The sequence below is a fragment of the Bacillus sp. F2HM genome, from assembly GCF_019266135.1.
Classification (GTDB): Bacteria; Bacillota; Bacilli; order Bacillales; family Bacillaceae; genus Bacillus; species Bacillus safensis.
In genome coordinates, this window is the sequence record NZ_LRMO01000033.1 from 34,829 (window position 1) to 55,111 (window position 20,283).

Annotated in this window: 18 protein-coding genes, 2 tRNA genes and 1 pseudogene; all 21 read left to right on the top strand. The window is 42.2% G+C overall.

Annotated elements, in window-relative coordinates; translation table 11 throughout:
* Positions 1–62: 62 nt before the first annotated feature.
* The 21 genes and pseudogenes from AWT60_RS17725 (at position 63) to lysS (ending at position 20,048) form a co-directional block, all read left to right on the top strand.
* Positions 63–136, top strand: a tRNA-Met gene (locus AWT60_RS17725).
* Between the two features lie 25 nt (positions 137–161).
* Positions 162–233: transfer RNA gene (locus AWT60_RS17730), tRNA-Glu, on the top strand.
* A gap of 203 nt (positions 234–436) precedes the next feature.
* Entirely contained in the window at positions 437–2,920 is a 2,484-nt protein-coding gene (spoIIE, locus tag AWT60_RS17735; protein WP_218677575.1) for a stage II sporulation protein E, read from the top strand.
* Positions 2,921–2,996: 76 nt separating this feature from the next.
* Positions 2,997–3,734 carry a vWA domain-containing protein gene (locus AWT60_RS17740; RefSeq protein ID WP_034284249.1) on the top strand — a complete coding sequence of 246 codons (738 nt, stop codon included), beginning with the start codon at positions 2,997–2,999 and terminating at the stop codon, positions 3,732–3,734.
* Positions 3,718–4,725, top strand: a complete 1,008-nt coding sequence (locus tag AWT60_RS17745) for a protein kinase domain-containing protein (protein ID WP_041105745.1) — start codon at positions 3,718–3,720, stop codon at positions 4,723–4,725. Before AWT60_RS17740 ends, AWT60_RS17745 begins: the two co-directional genes overlap by 17 nt.
* 96 nt (positions 4,726–4,821) lie before the next feature.
* A pseudogene (gene tilS / locus AWT60_RS17750) lies at positions 4,822–6,244 on the top strand (tRNA lysidine(34) synthetase TilS).
* Positions 6,241–6,780 (top strand): hypoxanthine phosphoribosyltransferase, encoded by a 540-nt coding sequence (hpt, locus tag AWT60_RS17755; RefSeq protein WP_008357399.1) that lies wholly within the window; start codon positions 6,241–6,243, stop codon positions 6,778–6,780. The pseudogene tilS and the gene hpt overlap by 4 nt, the downstream one beginning before the upstream one ends.
* A 95-nt stretch (positions 6,781–6,875) precedes the next feature.
* The gene (gene ftsH / locus AWT60_RS17760) at positions 6,876–8,777 is read left to right on the top strand and encodes an ATP-dependent zinc metalloprotease FtsH (protein WP_024427186.1); all 1,902 of its coding nucleotides are present in this window, start codon (positions 6,876–6,878) and stop codon (positions 8,775–8,777) included.
* A gap of 162 nt (positions 8,778–8,939) precedes the next feature.
* Complete coding sequence (locus AWT60_RS17765; protein ID WP_024427185.1) at positions 8,940–9,716, top strand: type III pantothenate kinase; 777 nt, start codon at positions 8,940–8,942, stop codon at positions 9,714–9,716.
* A 14-nt stretch (positions 9,717–9,730) separates the two neighbouring features.
* Positions 9,731–10,606, top strand: coding sequence for an Hsp33 family molecular chaperone HslO (hslO, locus tag AWT60_RS17770; protein ID WP_041105733.1), 876 nt, complete (start codon positions 9,731–9,733; stop codon positions 10,604–10,606).
* Between the two features lie 46 nt (positions 10,607–10,652).
* Positions 10,653–11,561, top strand: a complete 909-nt coding sequence (locus tag AWT60_RS17775) for a peptidyl-prolyl cis-trans isomerase (RefSeq protein WP_024425654.1) — start codon at positions 10,653–10,655, stop codon at positions 11,559–11,561.
* 77 nt (positions 11,562–11,638) lie between these two features.
* Entirely contained in the window at positions 11,639–12,562 is a 924-nt protein-coding gene (gene cysK / locus AWT60_RS17780) for a cysteine synthase A (protein WP_024425655.1), read from the top strand.
* 124 nt (positions 12,563–12,686) lie between these two features.
* Positions 12,687–14,105, top strand: coding sequence for an anthranilate synthase component I family protein (locus AWT60_RS17785; RefSeq protein ID WP_075621317.1), 1,419 nt, complete (start codon positions 12,687–12,689; stop codon positions 14,103–14,105).
* Between the two features lie 13 nt (positions 14,106–14,118).
* A complete protein-coding gene (gene pabA, locus AWT60_RS17790) occupies positions 14,119–14,712 on the top strand; it encodes an aminodeoxychorismate/anthranilate synthase component II (RefSeq protein WP_024425656.1) in 594 nt (197 codons plus the stop codon).
* Positions 14,709–15,557: an aminodeoxychorismate lyase gene (gene pabC / locus AWT60_RS17795; RefSeq protein ID WP_076839432.1), complete on the top strand. Its 849-nt coding sequence runs from the start codon at positions 14,709–14,711 to the stop codon at positions 15,555–15,557. The genes pabA and pabC overlap by 4 nt, the downstream gene beginning before the upstream one ends.
* Positions 15,558–15,566: 9 nt before the next feature.
* On the top strand, positions 15,567–16,424 hold the full coding sequence (gene folP, locus AWT60_RS17800; RefSeq protein ID WP_076839434.1) for a dihydropteroate synthase: 858 nt from the start codon (positions 15,567–15,569) through the stop codon (positions 16,422–16,424).
* The gene (gene folB / locus AWT60_RS17805) at positions 16,417–16,779 is read left to right on the top strand and encodes a dihydroneopterin aldolase (protein WP_024425659.1); all 363 of its coding nucleotides are present in this window, start codon (positions 16,417–16,419) and stop codon (positions 16,777–16,779) included. The genes folP and folB overlap by 8 nt, the downstream gene beginning before the upstream one ends.
* A complete protein-coding gene (folK, locus tag AWT60_RS17810; RefSeq protein ID WP_041105740.1) occupies positions 16,776–17,279 on the top strand; it encodes a 2-amino-4-hydroxy-6-hydroxymethyldihydropteridine diphosphokinase in 504 nt (167 codons plus the stop codon). The genes folB and folK overlap by 4 nt, the downstream gene beginning before the upstream one ends.
* Positions 17,231–17,464: a helix-turn-helix domain-containing protein gene (locus tag AWT60_RS17815; RefSeq protein ID WP_024425661.1), complete on the top strand. Its 234-nt coding sequence runs from the start codon at positions 17,231–17,233 to the stop codon at positions 17,462–17,464. The genes folK and AWT60_RS17815 overlap by 49 nt, the downstream gene beginning before the upstream one ends.
* Positions 17,457–18,458, top strand: coding sequence for a tRNA dihydrouridine synthase DusB (gene dusB, locus AWT60_RS17820; protein ID WP_041105742.1), 1,002 nt, complete (start codon positions 17,457–17,459; stop codon positions 18,456–18,458). The genes AWT60_RS17815 and dusB overlap by 8 nt, the downstream gene beginning before the upstream one ends.
* Before the next feature lie 90 nt (positions 18,459–18,548).
* The gene (lysS, locus tag AWT60_RS17825) at positions 18,549–20,048 is read left to right on the top strand and encodes a lysine--tRNA ligase (RefSeq protein WP_024427180.1); all 1,500 of its coding nucleotides are present in this window, start codon (positions 18,549–18,551) and stop codon (positions 20,046–20,048) included.
* The last annotated feature ends 235 nt before the right edge of the window (positions 20,049–20,283 follow it).

Here is a 20,283-nt window from a genome sequence, read left to right on the forward strand (position 1 = left end):
ATTGACGGACAAGCGAATCCTTTGTATTATAGTTCTTGTGCTTCTTAGCGCATTTTCATTATGGCGGTGTAGCTCAGCTGGCTAGAGCGTACGGTTCATACCCGTGAGGTCGGGGGTTCGATCCCCTCCGCCGCTATCCTTTTAACTAGAACATAAAGCAAGGCCCGTTGGTCAAGCGGTTAAGACACCGCCCTTTCACGGCGGTAACACGGGTTCGAATCCCGTACGGGTCATCTTCGAAACAGCTTTCTATAGGAAAGCTGTTTTTTTGTGCCTTCGTAAAATTGTGATGAAAGACATCGACTTTCATGAAAGTATGCCTCTTTGACGAATAAAGCGTCGAACGTTTTATGGAAACGACAACTTCTTTTGACAAAATTTCTTTTTCACCTTCGCTATAATGACAAGCAACGAATATCAGGTGGGGGATGAGAAGATGGAAAAACTAGAAAGAAGAACTGATTTAACAGGAGCGGGGTTTGAAAGAATCAGTGCGGGATTAAAAAAGATGAATAACCTGTTTCTTCATCACACGCATTCTCTTTTTTTCTATAAAGGGTTTATTTATGTTGTTCTAGGCTTTTTATTAGGACGAGCCTTTATATTATCTGAAATTATGCCGTTTGCTCTGCCTTTCTTTGGCTCCATGCTGCTTATTAAAAGAGATAAGGCGATGCTTGCTTGTCTAGCATTACTCGCTGGGGCGATGACAATATCACCTCAAAATGCATTGTTTGTGTTTGCGTCGCTGCTCATGTTTCTCCTTATGTCAAAGGTGGTTTCTTTCATCATCAAAGACCCAGTGAAAACATTACCGGTTGTCATTGTTCTCTCAATGCTGATCACCCGAGGAGCGTTTGTTTACCTAGAGCAAGGTGCTGTGCAAAGTTATGATTACGTCATGGCGGGTGTCGAAGCAGGACTTGCCTTCATTTTGACTCTGATTTTTCTTCAAAGCCTGCCGATTTTTACAGTCAGGAAAATTAAACACTCTTTAAAGGTCGAAGAAATTATTTGTTTTATGATTTTAATTGCCTCAGTTTTAACTGGTCTTGCTGGGATCACATTTCAAGGAATGCAGGCAGAGCATATTTTGTCACGTTATGTAGTGCTGACATTTGCCTTTATTGGCGGAGCCAGTATTGGTTGTACGGTCGGTGTTGTGACAGGATTAATTCTCGGTCTTGCTAACATCGGAAACCTTTATCAGATGAGTCTTCTTGCCTTTTCAGGCTTATTAGGCGGATTGCTGAAAGAAGGGAAGAAAGCAGGGGCAGCCATCGGCTTAATTGTGGGTTCCTTACTCATTTCACTGTACGGGGAAGGGTCAGCAGGTCTCATGACCACACTGTATGAATCACTTATAGCGGTTGCGCTCTTTTTGCTCACGCCGCAATCAGTTACTTCCAAGGTAGCGAAATACATTCCTGGTACGGTAGAGCATGTACAAGAGCAGCAGCAATATGCTCGGAAGGTACGAGACGTGACAGCAAAAAAGGTAGATCAGTTCTCTCATGTATTTCATGCGCTGTCTGAGAGTTTTGCGACATTTTACGAATCCGTTCCTGAAGAGAAGAAGCAGGAAGAGGATGTAGATCTTTTTTTAAGTACGATCACAGAACGATCCTGTCAAACGTGCTATAAGAAAAATAAATGCTGGGTGCAGAACTTTGATACAACCTATGAACTAATGAAACAAGTTATGCATGAATCTGATGAAAAAACGTATGAGCATAACCGAAAATTGAAAAAGAAATTTAGTCAGCACTGCTCAAAATCAAAACATGTTGAGGAATTGATCGAAGAGGAGATCGCTTACTATAAAGCCAACCAGACACTGAAGAAAAAAGTCCAAGACAGCAGGCGTCTTGTCGCTGAACAGCTGATGGGGGTCTCGCAAGTAATGGAGGATTTTTCCCGGGAAATAAAACGAGAAAGAGAGCAGCATTTTATTCAGGAAGAGCAGATGATAGAAGCGCTTCAGCACTTTGGTATTGAAATTCAGCAAGTAGAAATCTATAGCTTGGAGCAGGGAAATGTGGATATTGAAATGAGAATACCATATTGCCAAGGGCATGGGGAATGTGAAAAAATCATTGCTCCAATGCTTTCGGATATTTTAGAAGAACAGATTTTAGTCAAAGCAGAACAGTGTGCAGAGCATCCAACAGGCTATTGCCACGTTGTATTTGGCTCTGCTAAATCATACCGAGTGGCTACAGGCGTGGCACATGCAGCAAAAGGCGGAGGACTGGTATCTGGAGACAGCTACAGCATGATGGAGCTTGGAGCAGGCAAGTATGCCGCAGCTATTAGTGATGGAATGGGCAACGGAGCACGTGCTCATTTTGAAAGCAATGAAACGATTAAGCTGTTAGAAAAAATATTGGCGTCAGGTATCAATGAAAAAGTGGCGATTAAAACCATTAATAGTATTTTATCTTTACGAACGACGGACGAGATCTATTCCACATTGGATTTATCGATCATTGATTTACAGGATGCGAGCTGTAAGTTCCTCAAGATTGGTTCAACACCCAGCTTTATTAAACGGGGTGATCAGGTGATGAAGGTACAAGCAAGCAACTTGCCAATCGGTATTATTGATGAATTCGAAGTCGAGGTTGTGAGTGAACAGATGAAGGCAGGAGACCTATTGATTATGATGAGTGACGGTATTTTTGAGGGGCCAAAGCATATTGAAAATCATGATCTGTGGGTGAAACGGAAAATGAAAAGCTTTAAAACAGAAGATCCCCAAGAAATTGCTGATTTATTAATGGAAGAGGTTATTCGAACAAGAGCAGGCCAAATTGACGACGATATGACAGTTGTTGTCATCAGGCTCGACCACAACACACCAAAATGGGCTTCCATTCCGACCGGTACATTCTATCTTGAGAAACAAGAGATTTCTTAATATATCGTATAATATGAATTTCTTCTGGCGATGATGGGGATATAAGCATTCAGTTACAATCCCAGGAGGAATGAAGATGCGAAAAGGTCACGTCAACCAAATCTTATTGATTACAGATGGCTGCTCAAATCACGGGGAAGATCCGCTTGCGATTGCCTCATTGGCAAAGGAACAAGGGATTACAGTCAATGTCATTGGCATTATGGAAGAAAACAGACACGATCATGAAGCGATGAAGGAAGTGGAGGGGATTGCTCTCGCAGGCGGAGGCATCCATCAAGTTGTCTATGTCCAGCAGTTATCTCAAACAGTACAAATGGTCACAAAAAAAGCGATGACACAAACGCTACAAGGTGTTGTGAATAAAGAATTGCAGCAAATTCTCGGCAAAGATGCTGAAATTGAAGAACTTCCACCTGATAAGCGCGGGGAAGTAATGGAGGTTGTCGATGAGTTAGGAGAGACGGTTCACCTTCAAGTACTCGTGCTTGTTGATACAAGTGCAAGTATGAAACCGAAGCTGCCAACCGTCAAAGAAGCACTTATCGACCTTTCTATCAGTTTAAATTCAAGAATTGGAGAAAATCAGTTTGGGATGTGTGTATTTCCCGGGAAAAACTCAGATGCTGAAATTGTGTTGAATTGGACGCCTCGATTCGATTCATTATCATCTATTTTCCCAAAACTGACCACTGGAGGCATCACCCCAACGGGACCAGCGCTTCGGGAAGCACTTCAGCATTTCAAATCAGTTCGTTCACGCAAAGGGCTGCTTGAAGCAAAGGAAGAGCATGATGATGAATTCGGATTCTAACATCCCGTTAGGCACGGTGATTCAAGGGAAATGGCACCACCATCATTACCGTATTGTAAAAGAGCTTGGAAAAGGGGCGAACGGTGTTGTCTATCTGGCCGAATCGCCACATGGGCAAGCGGCCCTTAAAGTGAGTGATGACAGTATGCTCATTGCATCTGAAGTCAATGTATTAAAATCCTTTTCAAAGGCTCCTGTGAAAACCATGGGGCCTTCTTTTTATGATATGGATGATGCGATTTATCCAGGTATGCCTCAAAAACGCTCCTTTTATGTGATGGAATATGTCAGAGGTCCATTATTGCTTGAATTTGTGAAACATAAGGGTGATGAGTGGATCGTTGTTTTGATGATTCAGCTTTTATCCAGTCTGGCTCATTTACATCAGGAAGGATGGATTTTTGGTGACTTAAAGCCGGATAATCTCATTGTTTCTGGTCCCCCGGCAACGATTCGGTGCATTGATGTGGGAGGAACGACGAAAGCAGGCAGGGCAATTAAGGAGTATACCGAGTTTTTTGATCGAGGCTATTGGGGGTTTGGCACAAGAAAAGCTGAACCATCGTATGATTTATTTGCCCTGACCATGGTGATGGTCAACTGTGCGTATAAGAAAGAATTCAAAAAAGGAGCAGAACCAGAAAAGCAGCTTTATCGAGCCATTGAAGGACATCCTTTATTAAAGCGATATGAAAGGGTGTTAAAGGCTGCTCTACAAGGTAAATATCAATCAGCAGCAGACATGAAAAGCGCGATGCTGAAAGAAGGACAGCTGATTGCAACAAGAAAAACGCGCCAAAAGAAGCAGCAGCAAAAAAACGCGCCAAAACCCGCTATTAATCAAAATCAACAAGTGGCTACACGATCGCGGGCTGCAGCAGCAAAAAGAACGTCAGCACGCAAAAAATCAGGCGGTCTTTTTGAAACCATTCTTATCGTGTGCAGTGTACTCGCTCTTTACTGTGCATATGTGGTTTTGTTCCTGTTGTAGAGCTGTAAAAAAGCAGGCTTCTTCTTTGCTTGGAGCTACTGAAAGTGATAGGATATGTATATCTTTAAATTACCTGCTCTTTGTGAGGAGGAAGTTGTGAATAGAATTGAATCTTTTTTGAAAAAGCATGATGTTTACCTTGAAAATACGACAGTCATTGTCGGGGTTTCCGGCGGACCGGATTCCATGCTCTTACTGCATGAACTTAACAAGCGCCGCAAAGGTTCCTATCAGCTGATTGCAGCCCATGTAGATCACATGTTCAGAGGAGAAGAGTCCTTTGCTGATTTGGCATTTGTTGAGGCTTACTGTAAGGAGCACGAGATCCCTTTTGAATCGTCCCGCATACAGGTCACCCAATATGCAAAAGAAAACCGCTTAAACAAACAGGCAGCTGCAAGGGAGTGCAGATATGCTTTCTTTCGTCAATTGATGGAGCAATACAACGCTCAATTTATAGCGCTTGCACATCATGGAGACGACCAAGTAGAAACAATGTTGATGAGACTTGCGAGAGGGACTGTTGGTATAGGACTCGCGGGTATCCAAGCAAAACGTCCTTTTCAAAATGGGTGGCTGATTCGACCGCTCATTGGATACTCTAAGGACGACGTACTAAAAGCTTGTGAAAAAGAACATGTCCCCTATGTCATTGATCAAAGCAATCATACGGATGACTACTTGAGAAACCGGGTAAGAAGACACATTCTTCCCGTGTTAAAAGAAGAGGCACCTCATGTACATGAAAGCTTTCAGTTTGTAAGTGACATGCTGACTGAGGATGAGCAATACTTGCAGGCTTTAACAAAGGAACAAATGAACCAAGTGATAACGAGTCAATCGCCTAAGCAAATTGAGATCAAAACGAAGCCTTTGCTTGACCTGCCTTTGCCTTTACAAAGAAGAGGCATTCAACTAATATTAAACTATCTTTATGAAAACACTCAATCAGCGTTTTCAAACCAGCATATTCTAGGGACTTTAGACTGGTTATCTCATACCGATCAACCGTCTGGATCATTAGATTTGCCAAAAGGTTTACAAGCTGTCAAGTCTTATGATCACTGTATGTTTACCTTTGAACGATCGCATGTATTAGACCAGTCTTATGCTCTTCACTTAAAGGTTGAGCTCGGAGAAGAGCTTTTTCTCCCAAATGGACAGTCTATCGCCGTATCAAATCATGTTCCGAAGGATGCACGGAACGGAAACCATTTTTTCTTGCTTCAAAAAGATCATGTTCGTCTCCCTTTGATCATTCGCTCACGAAAAAATGGTGATCGAATCAAACTTAAAGGGATGAATGGATCAAAAAAGGTGAAGGATATATTTATTGATAAAAAAGTGCCTCTTGCAGAAAGAGACAGCTGGCCGATCGTCACTGACTCGGATCATCAAATCATCTGGATCCCAGGTCTGAAAAAATCCGTTTTTGAAGAAATTGATATGACAAACAGCGATCTCATTGTATTACAATATAGACAGCACGAAAATTTGTAGGGGGCAAGCAAAAGCATGAAACAAGATATTGAAAAGATTTTGATCTCAGAAGAAGAGATCCAGCAAAAAGTGAAGGAACTGGGTGCAACATTAACCAGTGATTATGATGGTAAATTTCCCCTGGCTATTGGTGTTTTGAAAGGGGCTCTTCCATTCATGGCAGACCTGATCAAACACATTGATACATATTTAGAACTTGATTTTATGGATGTATCTAGCTACGGAAAGTCTACCGTATCTTCTGGAGAAGTAAAGATCATTAAGGATCTAGATACTTCTGTTGAAGGAAGAGATATTTTGATTATGGAAGATATCATCGACAGTGGGTTAACTTTGAGCTATCTGGTAGAGCTTTTCCGATACCGTAAAGCAAATTCCATTAAAATTGTGACATTGCTTGATAAACCAAGCGGCCGCAAAGCAGACATCAAAGCAGATTATGTTGGATTTGAAGTGCCAGATGCATTTGTTGTCGGCTATGGATTGGATTTTGCTGAACGTTACCGAAACCTCCCGTATATTGGAGTGTTAAAACCATCTGTTTACGAAGGCTAATCAGCATACGTATACATGAGGTTATTGGTTGTGTTGGAATGATTTTCTATGATACTATTGAACATAGTTGTGCTTACTGTGGGAGGAGGTAAGGAATGAATCGGGTTTTTCGTAATACGATTTTTTATATACTTATTTTATTACTTGTGATAGGGGTCGTCAGTTGGTTAGGATCCCCAAATCAAAAGCCTGAGAACATGTCTTACAGCAAATTTTCGCAAAATCTAAGTGCGGGAAAAGTGGAGAGTATCTCCATTCAGCCTGTAAGAGGGGTTTATGAAATTCGTGGTCAATTAGATGGCGCGAAGAAAGATCAATACTTCATTACCCATGTTCCAGATGGTCAAGGTGTTGACCAAATTTACAGTGCACTGAAGAATACAGATGTAAAAGTAGAACCAGCACCTGAAACAAATGGATGGCTGCAAGTTCTGACAACCATCATTCCGTTTATCATCATCTTTATCCTGTTCTTCTTCTTATTGAACCAAGCTCAGGGCGGCGGAAGCCGAGTCATGAACTTTGGTAAGAGTAAGGCGAAGCTTTACACAGAAGAGAAGAAACGTGTGAAATTTAAAGATGTTGCCGGTGCAGATGAAGAAAAGCAAGAGCTTGTAGAAGTGGTTGAATTCCTGAAGGATCCACGTAAATTTGCGGAGCTTGGCGCAAGAATCCCTAAAGGGGTTTTACTAGTAGGACCTCCAGGTACAGGTAAAACATTGCTTGCGAGAGCATCTGCAGGAGAAGCAGGCGTTCCTTTCTTCAGCATCAGTGGTTCTGACTTCGTCGAGATGTTCGTCGGTGTCGGTGCATCACGTGTACGTGATTTATTCGAAAATGCGAAAAAGAATGCACCTTGCTTAATCTTTATTGATGAGATTGATGCAGTGGGTCGTCAGCGTGGAGCCGGTCTTGGCGGTGGTCATGACGAGCGTGAACAAACGCTTAACCAGCTTCTTGTTGAAATGGATGGTTTTAGTGCCAACGAAGGTATTATTATCATTGCTGCGACAAACCGTGCAGATATTCTAGACCCTGCATTGCTGCGTCCGGGACGTTTTGACCGTCAAATTACGGTTGACCGCCCAGATGTTATTGGCCGTGAAGAAGTACTGAAAGTTCATGCGAAAAACAAACCGCTTGACGAGTCAGTTAACTTAAAAGCCATTGCAAGCAGAACACCAGGGTTCTCTGGAGCAGATCTTGAGAACTTACTAAACGAAGCAGCACTTGTTGCTGCCCGTCATAACAAAAAGAAAATCGATATGCGTGATATTGACGAAGCGACTGACCGTGTCATCGCTGGGCCGGCGAAGAAAAGCCGTGTCATTTCGAAGAAAGAACGTAATATTGTGGCTTACCATGAAGCAGGTCATACCGTCATTGGTCTTATCCTAGACGAAGCGGACATGGTGCATAAAGTAACGATCGTTCCTCGTGGTCAGGCAGGCGGATATGCGGTCATGCTTCCAAGAGAAGACCGTTATTTCCAAACGAAGCCAGAGCTTCTTGATAAGATTGTCGGCTTGCTCGGCGGTCGTGTTGCAGAGGAAATTACGTTTGGTGAAGTAAGTACAGGCGCTCACAACGACTTCCAGCGTGCAACAGGCATTGCAAGAAGAATGGTCACAGAGTTCGGTATGTCTGATAAACTTGGTCCGCTTCAATTCGGTCAATCACAAGGAGGTCAAGTCTTCCTTGGCCGTGATTTTAACAATGAGCCGAATTACAGTGAAGCGATCGCTTACGAAATTGACCAAGAAGTTCAGCGTTTCATTAAGGAGAGCTACGAACGTGCGAAACAAATTCTCACTGAGAATAAAGATAAGTTAGAAATCATCGCACAAGCCCTTCTAGAAGTTGAAACATTAGATGCTGAACAAATTAAATCTCTTTACGAAACTGGAAAGCTTCCAGAGCGTGTATATGCAGATGACGAAGAGAAAAACGATGATGTGAAAGTAAACATCAAGAAAAAAGAAGATGAGGAGATCTAATCTCCTTCTGTGAAAGCTGCCGGGATCACCGGCAGCTTTTTTTATTTCGATTCATGAATGGATCGGTTTCGAATTGTTTACAAATGGAACTCAATTCGTGTATGGTATGATAGAAAGTCGAAAAATGCTCTTTTTGAGAAACTATTCAAAGTGGTGATGAAGTTGTTACTCGTGATAGATGTAGGAAACACAAATACCGTTTTAGGTGTTTATCATAATGGCGATCTAAACTACCATTGGCGAATTGAAACAAGCCGTCATAAAACAGAAGATGAATTTGGTATGTCCATCAGGGCTTTATTCGATTATGTCGGGCTGATGTTTGACCAAATAGAAGGGATTATCATCTCGTCTGTTGTCCCGCCAATGATGTTCGCACTTGAAAGAATGTGCGAAAAGTATTTTCACATAACACCCCAAATTGTAGGGCCTGGAATGAAGACTGGATTAAACATTATGTGTGACAATCCAAAGGAAGTCGGGGCAGATCGAATTGTCAATGCAGTAGCAGCAATTCACCTATATGGGGCACCTCTTATTGTGGTAGACTTTGGAACAGCAACAACCTACTGTTATATCAATGAACAAAAACAATACATGGGTGGAGCGATTGCACCGGGTATTACCATCTCAACTGAGGCTTTATATACAAGAGCGGCGAAGCTGCCGAGAATTGAAATTGTCCGTCCAGATCACATTGTTGGAAAAAACACCATCAGTGCGATGCAATCCGGCATCCTTTATGGATATGTTGGCCAAGTCGAGGGAATAGTGAAACGGATGAAGCAGCAAGCCAAACAAACACCGAAAGTCATTGCAACAGGCGGTTTGTCTACATTGATTGGAAATGAATCAGACTGTATTGATATTGTCGATCCGTTCCTCACATTAAAAGGACTGCAGCTCATTTATGAACGTAATCGTGTCGGTGTATTATAGGAGGTTTAAATCAAATGGATTACTTAGTTAAAGCGTTAGCATATGATGGAAAAGTCCGCGCATATGCTGCAAACACAACAGATACAATCAACGAAGCACAAAGAAGACATCATACGTGGCCGACTGCATCAGCAGCCATCGGCAGAACGATGACAGCAACAGTCATGATGGGTGCTATGCTGAAAGGTGAGAATAAGCTAACTGTCAAAATAGAAGGCGGTGGACCAATCGGCGCCATTATCGCTGATGGAAATGCAAAAGGCCAGGTGCGAGGATATGTCTCAAACCCACAAGTTCACTTTGACTTAAATGAACATGGCAAGCTGGATGTTAGACGTGCAGTCGGAACATCTGGAACGTTAAGTGTTGTCAAAGATATCGGGCTGAAGGACCACTTTACAGGACAAACAGAAATTGTCTCAGGTGAAATTGGAGATGACTTCACTTATTATCTTGTTTCTTCTGAGCAAGTGCCTTCTTCTGTAGGCGTAGGCGTCCTTGTCAATCCAGATAATTCGATTCTCGCAGCAGGCGGTTTCATCATTCAATTGCTGCCTGGTACAGAAGATGCTGTCATTGAAAGACTAGAAAAGCGCCTGTCAACCATTGAACCCATCTCTAAACTCATTGAAAAAGGGATGACACCAGAACAAATATTAGAAGAAGTACTCGGTGAAAAGCCTCAAATTTTAGAAACTGTACCTGTCGAATTTTCTTGTAACTGCTCAAAAGAACGGTTTGCAAATGGCATTATCAGCCTAGGGAAAGCCGAAATTGATGATATGATTGAACAAGACGGACAAGCAGAAGCTCAATGCCATTTTTGTAACGAAACGTATGTATTTACAAAAGAAGAGCTAGAAGAGCTACGTGAAGAATTAACCCGCTAAGCTCTAAGCAGCGGGTTTTCTTTTTAGAATGGAAAGGAGACGAAAGATGAGACTAAAAGCAAGAGTGGTATGGACATTTATCCTCGTGTTGCTCATGATTAATGCCGTTGTCATTGCATATGTATTAACAAAGTCACAAATGTCACAGGCTTCTTCTAACGGGAAGAGCGGTGAAGAAATTGCGTCAATTGGAAAAGAGAAGGTGACGCGTCAAGAATGGCTAAAGAAAATGGAAGACCGCTACGGAAAGGCGACTCTTGAGCAAATGATCAATCAAAAGGTGGTCAATCAGCTTGCCAAGCAAAACAAGCTGGAAGTGTCTTCAAAAGAGATCAATCGTGAATTGCTTATGCTCAAAGCGGTGTCTAATAATTTCTATGAAGATGGACATACAAGTGAGAAGGAATGGAAAGAACAGATTCGTTATCAAATTTTATTAGAGCAGCTTTTAACAAGAGATGCCGTCGTTTCTGAAAAAGAAGCGAAATCGTTTTATGAAAAAAACAAGGACTTATATCAATATGATGATTCATACCGCATTCGCCATATCGTCGTGAAGACAAAGAGCGAGGCTGAAAATGTATTGAAAGATTTAAAAGGTGGATCTAGTTTCGAAGCCGTGGCAGCTGAACGTTCAATCGACCGTTACACCTCACCATACGGCGGAGATCTTGGATTTGTGACAGAAGAGCAGGAAAGTATCCCAGCCCTATACATACAAGAAGCTCAAAAGCTTCAGCCAGATGAATGGACGAAAGAGCCGATTCAGACCAAAAACGGGTATGCCATTATTCAGTTAAAAGAAAAATTAAATGGCCGCTCTTTCTCCTATGACGAAGTCAAAGACCAGATTAAAAGGCAGATCGCCATGGAAGATCTAGGTGAAAAGGCGAATGTCAAAACCCTGTGGAAAGAAGCAAAAGTCACATGGTTTTACGATGGCGAGCAGGACTAAAAGCATTGACAAAATTTTTTGAAATTGATAATTTAATATTAATACAATAAAATTACTCGGAGATAGAGGTGTTAGTGATGGCTCGTATTGCAAATTCAGTTTTTGAACTAATAGGAAATACACCAGTCGTTAAATTAAACCGTTTAGTAGATGAAGACAGTGCGGATGTCTACTTGAAACTTGAATATATGAACCCGGGCAGCAGTGTCAAAGATCGTATTGCTTTAGCGATGATCGAAGATGCTGAAGCAAAAGGTACATTAAAAGCCGGCGATACGCTTATTGAACCAACAAGCGGAAATACAGGAATCGGCCTTGCAATGGTAGCGGCTGCTAAAGGAATCAATGCGATTTTGGTTATGCCGGACACAATGAGTCAGGAGCGCCGCAACCTTTTACGCGCTTATGGTGCGGAACTTGTCTTAACACCAGGTGCAGAAGGAATGAAAGGTGCCATCAAAAAAGCGGAAGAATTAGCAGAAGAGCATGGTTATTTCATGCCTCAGCAATTTAGCAACGAAGCCAATGCAGAGATTCACCGTCGTACAACTGGGAAAGAAATCCTTGAACAGTTTGACGGCGAGCTTGATGCATTTATTGCAGGTGTTGGTACGGGCGGTACGATTACAGGTGCTGGTGAAGTCCTAAAAGAAGCCATCCCATCCATCCAGCTTTATGCAGTAGAGCCGACAGATTCCCCTGTATTGTCAGGCGGAAAGCCGGGTCCGCATAAAATTCAAGGAATTGGAGCAGGTTTTGTTCCTTCAATCTTGAACACAGAAATATATGACGGCATCATCCAAGTGAAAAACGAAGATGCATTTGAGCTTGCAAGAAAAGCAGCGAAAGAAGAAGGAATCCTTGGCGGTATTTCTTCCGGAGCAGCTATTTACGCAGCACTTCAAACAGCGAAAAAGCTTGGTAAAGGGAAAAAGGTTCTGGCCATTATCCCAAGTAACGGTGAGCGTTACCTCAGTACACCTCTTTATCAATTCGATTAAACCAATCACCCCAGCATTTGCTGGGGTTTTTTCATGAATTCTGAAGATGGAAAGCAAATACTATTTTCTAAATAAATTGGATTGCATTACAATAAGATTAATGAAAATGAAAAAGGATGATAACATGACACAACGCAGGCCGATGGGCATCAAAATTCCTTTTACGAAAGATGCATTCTTGAAAAGATACGAACAATTAACTGCTCGCGAAACACATCATGTGCTTCTTGAAAGTGCGCGCGGCGGTTCTTATAGCATCGCTGGTATTCACCCGATCGCTAAAGCGAAGGGGAAAGATGGAATGACGACTATCCATTATCAAGATGAGGTGCTGTTCAAAGAAGGTGATCCATTCAGAGCGTTTACGGATTGGTTTCAAACCCTTCAAACCGAAACGAACGACGAATACCCAGACTTCCAAGGTGGAGCAATTGGGTTTTTAAGCTACGATTATGCTAGATACATCGAGCATTTTAAGATGCTGTCAATTGATGATCTTCAAACACCAGACCTTTATTTCCTCGTATTTAACGATGTTGCAGTTTTTGATCATAAAGAGCACGCCCTGTGGCTGATTACGCACATAGAGGAAACGGAATCAGGGAGTAAAGCGAACCAAAGGCTTGAAGAATGGAAGCAAAAATGGACAAGCTCTTCAGAAGAATCAGCACAATCACCTGTCAGTGAACCTTCCACAGAATTTGTACCAGCAGCACCATTCACTGAAGAAACCTTTGGGGAAGCAGTAGAGAAAATTAAGCAATATATCGCAAACGGTGATGTGTTCCAAGTGAACTTATCCATCAGACAAGATGAACAGCTTCACACTCATCCGTATGATTTATACAAAACGTTACGTCAAGTCAATCCATCTCCTTATATGTCTTACCTGCATACGCCTGACTTCCAGATTGTTTGTGGATCTCCAGAGCTGCTTATTAAGAAAAAAGGAACTCAGCTAGAAACAAGACCAATTGCCGGAACAAGATCACGAGGCAAAGACGACGCTGAGGATCAAGCGCTGGCAAAAGAGCTCATTGAAAATGAAAAAGAACGTGCAGAGCATGTGATGCTTGTTGACCTTGAGCGGAATGACCTTGGACGCGTATCCACTTATGGATCCGTAAAAGTGAACGAATTTATGGCGATTGAGAAATATTCACACGTGATGCATATTGTATCCAATGTACAAGGAGAGCTGCGTGATGAATGTGACGCGGTAGATGTCATGAGAGCTGTATTCCCAGGTGGAACGATTACAGGTGCTCCAAAAGTGCGGACGATGGAAATCATAGAAGAACTTGAGCCAACAAGACGTGGGCTTTATACTGGATCTATAGGCTGGTTTGGATTCAATCAAGATATGCACTTTAATATCGTCATTCGTACTGCGTATTGTACAGAAGGAAAAGCCTTTATGCAGTCAGGTGCGGGGATCGTCATAGATTCTGTCCCAAAACACGAATATAAAGAATCGATTAAAAAAGCCTATGCAGTGAAAAAAGCATTACAGCTGAGCAAAGAAGAGACTATTTTGAGTTAGAGGTGAGCAGAGTATGATTTTAATGATTGATAATTATGATTCATTTACGTACAACCTGGTCCAGTATTTAGGTGAGCTTGGAGAAGAATTGATCGTGAAACGGAATGATCAAGTAACCATTCAAGAAATTGAAGAGCTCAAGCCGGATTTCCTCATGATTTCTCCAGGGCCATGCAGTCCTGATGAAGCGGGGATTAGTATGGAGGCGATCAAGCACTTTGCAGGAAGTATTCCGATCTTCGGTGTGTGTCTAGGTCACCAATCCATCGCACAAGTCTTTGGCGGGGATGTCGTTCGAGCAGAGCGCTTAATGCACGGGAAAACGTCAGAGATTAAACATGACGGAAAAGGTGTCTTCACAGGACTACAAAATCCGCTCGTCGCAACGAGATATCATTCGTTAATTGTCAAAAACGAGACACTGCCAGAGTGCTTTGACGCAACAGCCAGCACAAAAGAAGGCGAGCTCATGGCGATTCGCCATAAAGAACTGCCGATTGAAAGTGTACAATTCCATCCTGAATCGATTATGACGTCCTTCGGAAAAGAAATGCTGAAAAATTTCATTGAAACCTATCGTAAAAAGGGGCATGAAGTAAACGCATGATCATTTATCTGAACGGTCAGTATATAGAGGAGAAAGACGCGACTCTTTCTCCTTTTGATCATGGTTTTCTATATGGCATCGGTGTATTCGAAACATTTACCAGCCTGGCAGGACAAGTCTTCCTGTTAGATTGGCATCTTGAAAGGCTCAATCAATCATTACGTGACCTTTGCATCGAATCCACAATAGAGAAACCATTTGTACTCGACATCATTCATACTTTACTAAATAAAAATCAAATAGCTGGCGGCCATGCGAGAATTCGCTTGAATGTTTCTGCGGGCAGAGGCAATGGGTTTTCTGCAGATCCTTATGAAGAGCCTGTCGTTTTTGTCATGATCTCTCCATTCCGTCCAGAATCTATTTTGGATGAGAAAAAGGGAGTCATTCTTCAAACAAGAAGAAATACACCAGAAGGGCCAAAACGCCTCAAGTCTCATCACTATATGAACAACCTGCTCGGGAAAAGAGAAGTGGGGAACGACCCGGCGTTAGAAGGCATCTTTTTAACGAAAGAAGATGATGTGGCAGAAGGTATTACCTCGAATGTATTTTGGCGGAAAGATGATGAGGTCTATACACCGTCACTTGATACAGGCATTTTAAATGGGGTCACACGTCGATACTGTATGGAAACACTCCACGCGATGGGGGTCTCGCTAAAGGAAGGACGATACCCAGTCTCACATTTGCTCTCAGCTGATGAGGCATGGATGACCAATTCTGTTCAGGGAGTTGTACCTTTCGGGAGTATAGGAGACATCCACTTGCCCAAAAACAGCCGGACCATCTCAACAAAGTTAAGAATGCAATACACAAAAGAACGTCAAGACCATAAAGAGTAGGTGGACACAATGACACAACAATTGATAAAACAGCCTAAAATCATACAGGCCAAGCATCACACCCTTAGCTATGAAGAAAAGACATTGGTCATGGGCATTTTAAATGTCACTCCTGACTCTTTTTCAGATGGAGGAAAGTTTAATCAAGTAGATAAAGCGCTGGCTCATGCAGCGCAGCTGATAGAAGACGGGGCGCATATTATTGATATTGGCGGAGAATCGACTCGCCCGGGAGCGGCACTTGTCTCGGAAGAAGAGGAGCTTTCAAGGGTCATTCCTGTCATTGAGAAGATCACAAAAGAATTAGATGTACCTATCTCTATTGATACGTATAAAGCCCGTGTCGCAGATGAAGCGGTGAGAGCTGGAGCCTCCATCATTAATGATGTATGGGGAGCGAAGGCAGATCCCCAAATGGCACATGTGGCAGCGAAGCACAATGTCCCAATTATTTTAATGCACAATCGGCCAGAACGAAACTACACACATCTGATTTCAGATATGATCGCCGATTTGAAAGAAAGTGTCCAAATTGCCCAGCAAGCGGGTGTCCGTGATGACATGATCATATTAGATCCAGGGGTAGGATTTGCGAAAAATAAAGAGGACAACCTGAAGGTCATGAATGAACTTGAACATTTTTGTCACCTTGGGTATCCACTGCTGCTAGCTACATCTCGAAAACGATTCATTGGTGCTGTCTTAGACCTGCCGCCTGAAGAACGTACTGAAGGAACAGGTGCGACGGTCTGCCTTGGGATTCAAAAGGGCAGTGCGATGGTCCGTGTACATGATGTAAAAGAAATAGCAAGAATGGCAAAAATGATGGATGCCATGCTGAATAAGGGAGGCGCTTATCATCGATAAAGTATATGTAAATGGAATGGAATTTTACGGGTACCATGGTGTATTTGCAGAAGAAAATAAATTAGGGCAGCGATTCCGCGTGGACTTAACAGCTTCACTTGATTTAAGTAAAGCCGGACAAACTGATGACCTCAATGAGACCATCAACTATGCAGAGCTTTACCAAATCTGCAAAAGCATTGTAGAAGGCGAGCCGGTCAATCTCGTTGAAACACTGACAGAAAGAATTGCAAACCAAGTGTTAAAGGACTTTCCGACAGTTCAGGAATGTACAGTGAAGGTGATCAAGCCAGACCCGCCAATTCCAGGACACTATCAGTCCGTTGCAATTGAAATGACGAGATCGCGCACATGAACAATACAGCATACATCGCATTAGGCTCAAACATAGGTAAAAAAGAAACCTATTTAAAAGAAGCCGTCAAAAAACTGCATGAACATCCAGAGGTTCAAGTGGAATTAATCTCATCGATATATGAAACAGCACCTGTAGGCTATGAAAACCAAGATGACTTTTTAAACATGGCCGTGAAAATTTCCACTTCACTTCGTCCAGAGGAGCTACTTTCTCTTACTCAGAAAATCGAGCAAGAGTTAGGCAGAACAAGAGAAGTGAGATGGGGACCGCGAACGGCTGACCTTGACATTTTACTTTATAATCGTGAAAATATTGAAACAGAACAACTTGTAGTGCCGCATCCTAGAATGTACGAACGTTTATTCGTTCTTGTCCCGATGAGTGAGATTTGCCCAGAAATCGGCGAAGTACAAATAAATGCCGTAACAGACCAAGAAGGTGTAAGCATATGGAAAAAGACATGTGGGGTAGAAGAATTCGTGCATACCGAAAGCTAAAAGGGTATACTCAGGAAGGGTTCGCGAAAAGACTGGGCATCTCTGTCTCTGTCTTAGGAGAAATTGAGCGAGGCAATCGATTACCAACAAACCAATTGGTTGGTCAAATAGCAGATGCTTTAAATATAACGGTGGAAGAACTTTCACCAATTCTTGAAGAAGAAAGGAGGGGGAAAAATGTTTAAAATCGGAGATATCGAGATTAAAAACAAAGTAGTGCTCGCACCAATGGCTGGTGTGTGCAACTCTGCCTTCAGACTGACAGTGAAAGAGTTTGGAGCGGGCTTAGTCTGCGCTGAAATGGTCAGTGACAAAGCGATCCTGATCAACAATGCGAGAACAATGGGTATGCTATACATTGATGAACGGGAAAAGCCTTTGAGCCTTCAGATATTTGGAGGGGAAAAAGACACACTCGTCGAAGCGGCAAAGTTCGTAGACCAGAATACCACAGCTGATATTATTGATATCAACATGGGCTGTCCTGTACCAAAGATTACGAAATGTGATGCAGGAGCGAAATGGCTCCTTGATCCAAACAAGATTTATGAAATGGTCTCTGCTGTCGTAGAAGCTGTAGACAAACCAGTTACAGTGAAAATGAGAATGGGCTGGGACGAAGACCATATCTTTGCTATCGACAATGCCCGTGCTGTAGAACGAGCAGGTGGACAAGCGGTTGCGCTTCACGGACGGACACGCGTGCAAATGTACGAAGGAACAGCGAATTGGGATATTATGAAAGAGGTTAAACAATCTGTTTCAATTCCTGTCATTGGCAATGGCGATGTCAAAACCCCTCAAGATGCAAAACGTATGCTTGATGAAACAGGAGTGGACGCTGTCATGATCGGAAGAGCCGCACTTGGAAACCCGTGGATGATTTATCGAACGGTTCATTATTTAGAAACGGGTGAACTGAAAGAAGAGCCAAACGTGCGTGAGAAAATGTCAGTGTGCAAGCTTCACTTAGACAGACTCATTGATCTAAAAGGTGAGCATGTGGCTGTTAGAGAAATGAGAAAGCACGCAGCATGGTACTTAAAAGGTGTCCGAGGTAATGCGGACGTGAGAAATCAAATCAATCAAAGTGAAACGAGAGCGGAGCTTGTACAAGTTCTTGATGACTTTACGATCGAAGCCGAGGCAAAAGAGCTTCAAAGTATAAAAGTAGGATAAGATTATCTTTCTTTTTGTAGCTCACTGCTAGTGCATGTACTGGCAGTTTTTCTGCTTTTCTCTGCAAAATACATTATTGGAGTGATATAAATGAGTAATGAAGGGCTTAATAACGAAGAATTAAATGACCAATTCCAAGTCAGACGTGACAAAATGAATAAAATGAGAGAAGAGGGTATCGATCCATTCGGTGAACGATATGACCGTTCTCATCAATCTGCGCAAATTATCGCTGAATATGACGAGTTTTCTAAAGAAGACTTAGAAGGAAAAGCGGCTCAAGTAACAATCGCTGGACGTATGATGACAAAGCGCGGAAAAGGTAAAGCTGGCTTTGCGCATATTCAAGACTTAGAAGGACAAATTCAAATCTATGTTCGTAAAGATAGTGTAGGGGAAGAAGCCTACGAATTATTTAAAAGCTCGGACCTAGGCGATATCATCGGTGTAACAGGAACGGTATTTAAAACAAATGTAGGAGAACTTTCTATTAAAGCGACTAGCTTTGAGGTTCTGACAAAAGCACTTCGCCCGCTTCCTGATAAATATCATGGATTAAAAGATGTTGAACAACGCTATCGTCAGCGCTACCTTGACCTCATTGTAAATCCAGAAAGTAAGCAGACATTCATTATGCGAAGCAAAATCATTCAATCCATGAGAAGATACTTGGATTCTAAAGGATACTTAGAAGTTGAAACACCAACAATGCACAGCATTCCTGGTGGTGCATCAGCGCGTCCTTTCATTACTCATCACAATGCACTTGATATGCCGCTTTATATGCGTATTGCGATCGAGCTGCACTTAAAACGCCTAATTGTCGGTGGTCTAGAGAAAGTATACGAGATTGGCCGCGTATTCCGTAATGAAGGTGTATCGACTCGTCATAACCCAGAATTCACTATGATTGAGCTGTATGAAGCATACGCAGACTACAAAGACATCATGAATCTGACTGAAAACTTGATTGCTCATATTGCCCAAGAGGTGCTGGGAACAACAACCATTCAATATGGAGAAGATGAAATTGATCTCAAACCTGAATGGAAGAGACTGCATATGGTTGAAGCGGTCAAAGAAGCAACAGGCGTAGACTTCTGGCAGGAGATGTCTATAGAAGAAGCAAAGCAGCATGCTGCTGATCATGGTGTTGAAATCACGAAAAATATGACAGTAGGTCATATTATCAATGAGTTCTTCGAGCAAAAAGTAGAAGAAACATTGGTTCAGCCTACATTCATTTACGGACATCCAGTGGAGATTTCTCCATTAGCTAAGAAAAATCCTGAAGATCCTCGCTTCACAGATCGCTTTGAGCTGTTTATCGTGCGCCGTGAGCATGCAAATGCATTCACAGAGCTAAACGATCCAATTGATCAAAGAGAACGCTTTGAAGCTCAATTAAAAGAACGTGAAGAAGGAAATGACGAAGCACATCTAATGGATGACGATTTTGTTGAAGCGTTAGAATACGGCATGCCTCCAACAGGTGGGTTAGGAATCGGGATCGACCGATTAATCATGCTTTTAACAAATTCTCCATCAATCAGAGATGTACTGCTTTTCCCGCAAATGAGAAACCGCTAATACATCAATCAAAGCGCCATTTTATCTATGGCGCTTTTTATTTTTCATAAAATGAAACTTTTTTTAAAAAAACTATTGCAAGGAAAGATTCCAGGTGGTATATTATTATTCGTTGCCGCAAAATAGCAACGAGGTTAAAAAAAGAAATTGAAAAAAATTCTTGACTTTAACCGATACAAAATGGTAAGATATTAAAGTCGCTTACGAGCGATAACGAACATGATCTTTGAAAACT

Excerpts from the sequence above, each read along its gene's own strand:
- spoIIE (WP_218677575.1), top strand. The coding sequence starts at position 437 with ATGGAAAAACTAGAAAGAAGAACTGATTTAACAGGAGCGGGGTTTGAA.
- AWT60_RS17740 (WP_034284249.1), top strand. The coding sequence starts at position 2,997 with ATGCGAAAAGGTCACGTCAACCAAATCTTATTGATTACAGATGGCTGC.
- AWT60_RS17745 (WP_041105745.1), top strand. The coding sequence starts at position 3,718 with ATGAATTCGGATTCTAACATCCCGTTAGGCACGGTGATTCAAGGGAAA.
- hpt (WP_008357399.1), top strand. The coding sequence starts at position 6,241 with ATGAAACAAGATATTGAAAAGATTTTGATCTCAGAAGAAGAGATCCAG.
- ftsH (WP_024427186.1), top strand. The coding sequence starts at position 6,876 with ATGAATCGGGTTTTTCGTAATACGATTTTTTATATACTTATTTTATTA.
- hslO (WP_041105733.1), top strand. The coding sequence starts at position 9,731 with ATGGATTACTTAGTTAAAGCGTTAGCATATGATGGAAAAGTCCGCGCA.
- AWT60_RS17775 (WP_024425654.1), top strand. The coding sequence starts at position 10,653 with ATGAGACTAAAAGCAAGAGTGGTATGGACATTTATCCTCGTGTTGCTC.
- cysK (WP_024425655.1), top strand. The coding sequence starts at position 11,639 with ATGGCTCGTATTGCAAATTCAGTTTTTGAACTAATAGGAAATACACCA.
- AWT60_RS17785 (WP_075621317.1), top strand. The coding sequence starts at position 12,687 with ATGACACAACGCAGGCCGATGGGCATCAAAATTCCTTTTACGAAAGAT.
- pabA (WP_024425656.1), top strand. The coding sequence starts at position 14,119 with ATGATTTTAATGATTGATAATTATGATTCATTTACGTACAACCTGGTC.
- pabC (WP_076839432.1), top strand. The coding sequence starts at position 14,709 with ATGATCATTTATCTGAACGGTCAGTATATAGAGGAGAAAGACGCGACT.
- folP (WP_076839434.1), top strand. The coding sequence starts at position 15,567 with ATGACACAACAATTGATAAAACAGCCTAAAATCATACAGGCCAAGCAT.
- folK (WP_041105740.1), top strand. The coding sequence starts at position 16,776 with ATGAACAATACAGCATACATCGCATTAGGCTCAAACATAGGTAAAAAA.
- AWT60_RS17815 (WP_024425661.1), top strand. The coding sequence starts at position 17,231 with ATGGAAAAAGACATGTGGGGTAGAAGAATTCGTGCATACCGAAAGCTA.
- dusB (WP_041105742.1), top strand. The coding sequence starts at position 17,457 with ATGTTTAAAATCGGAGATATCGAGATTAAAAACAAAGTAGTGCTCGCA.
- lysS (WP_024427180.1), top strand. The coding sequence starts at position 18,549 with ATGAGTAATGAAGGGCTTAATAACGAAGAATTAAATGACCAATTCCAA.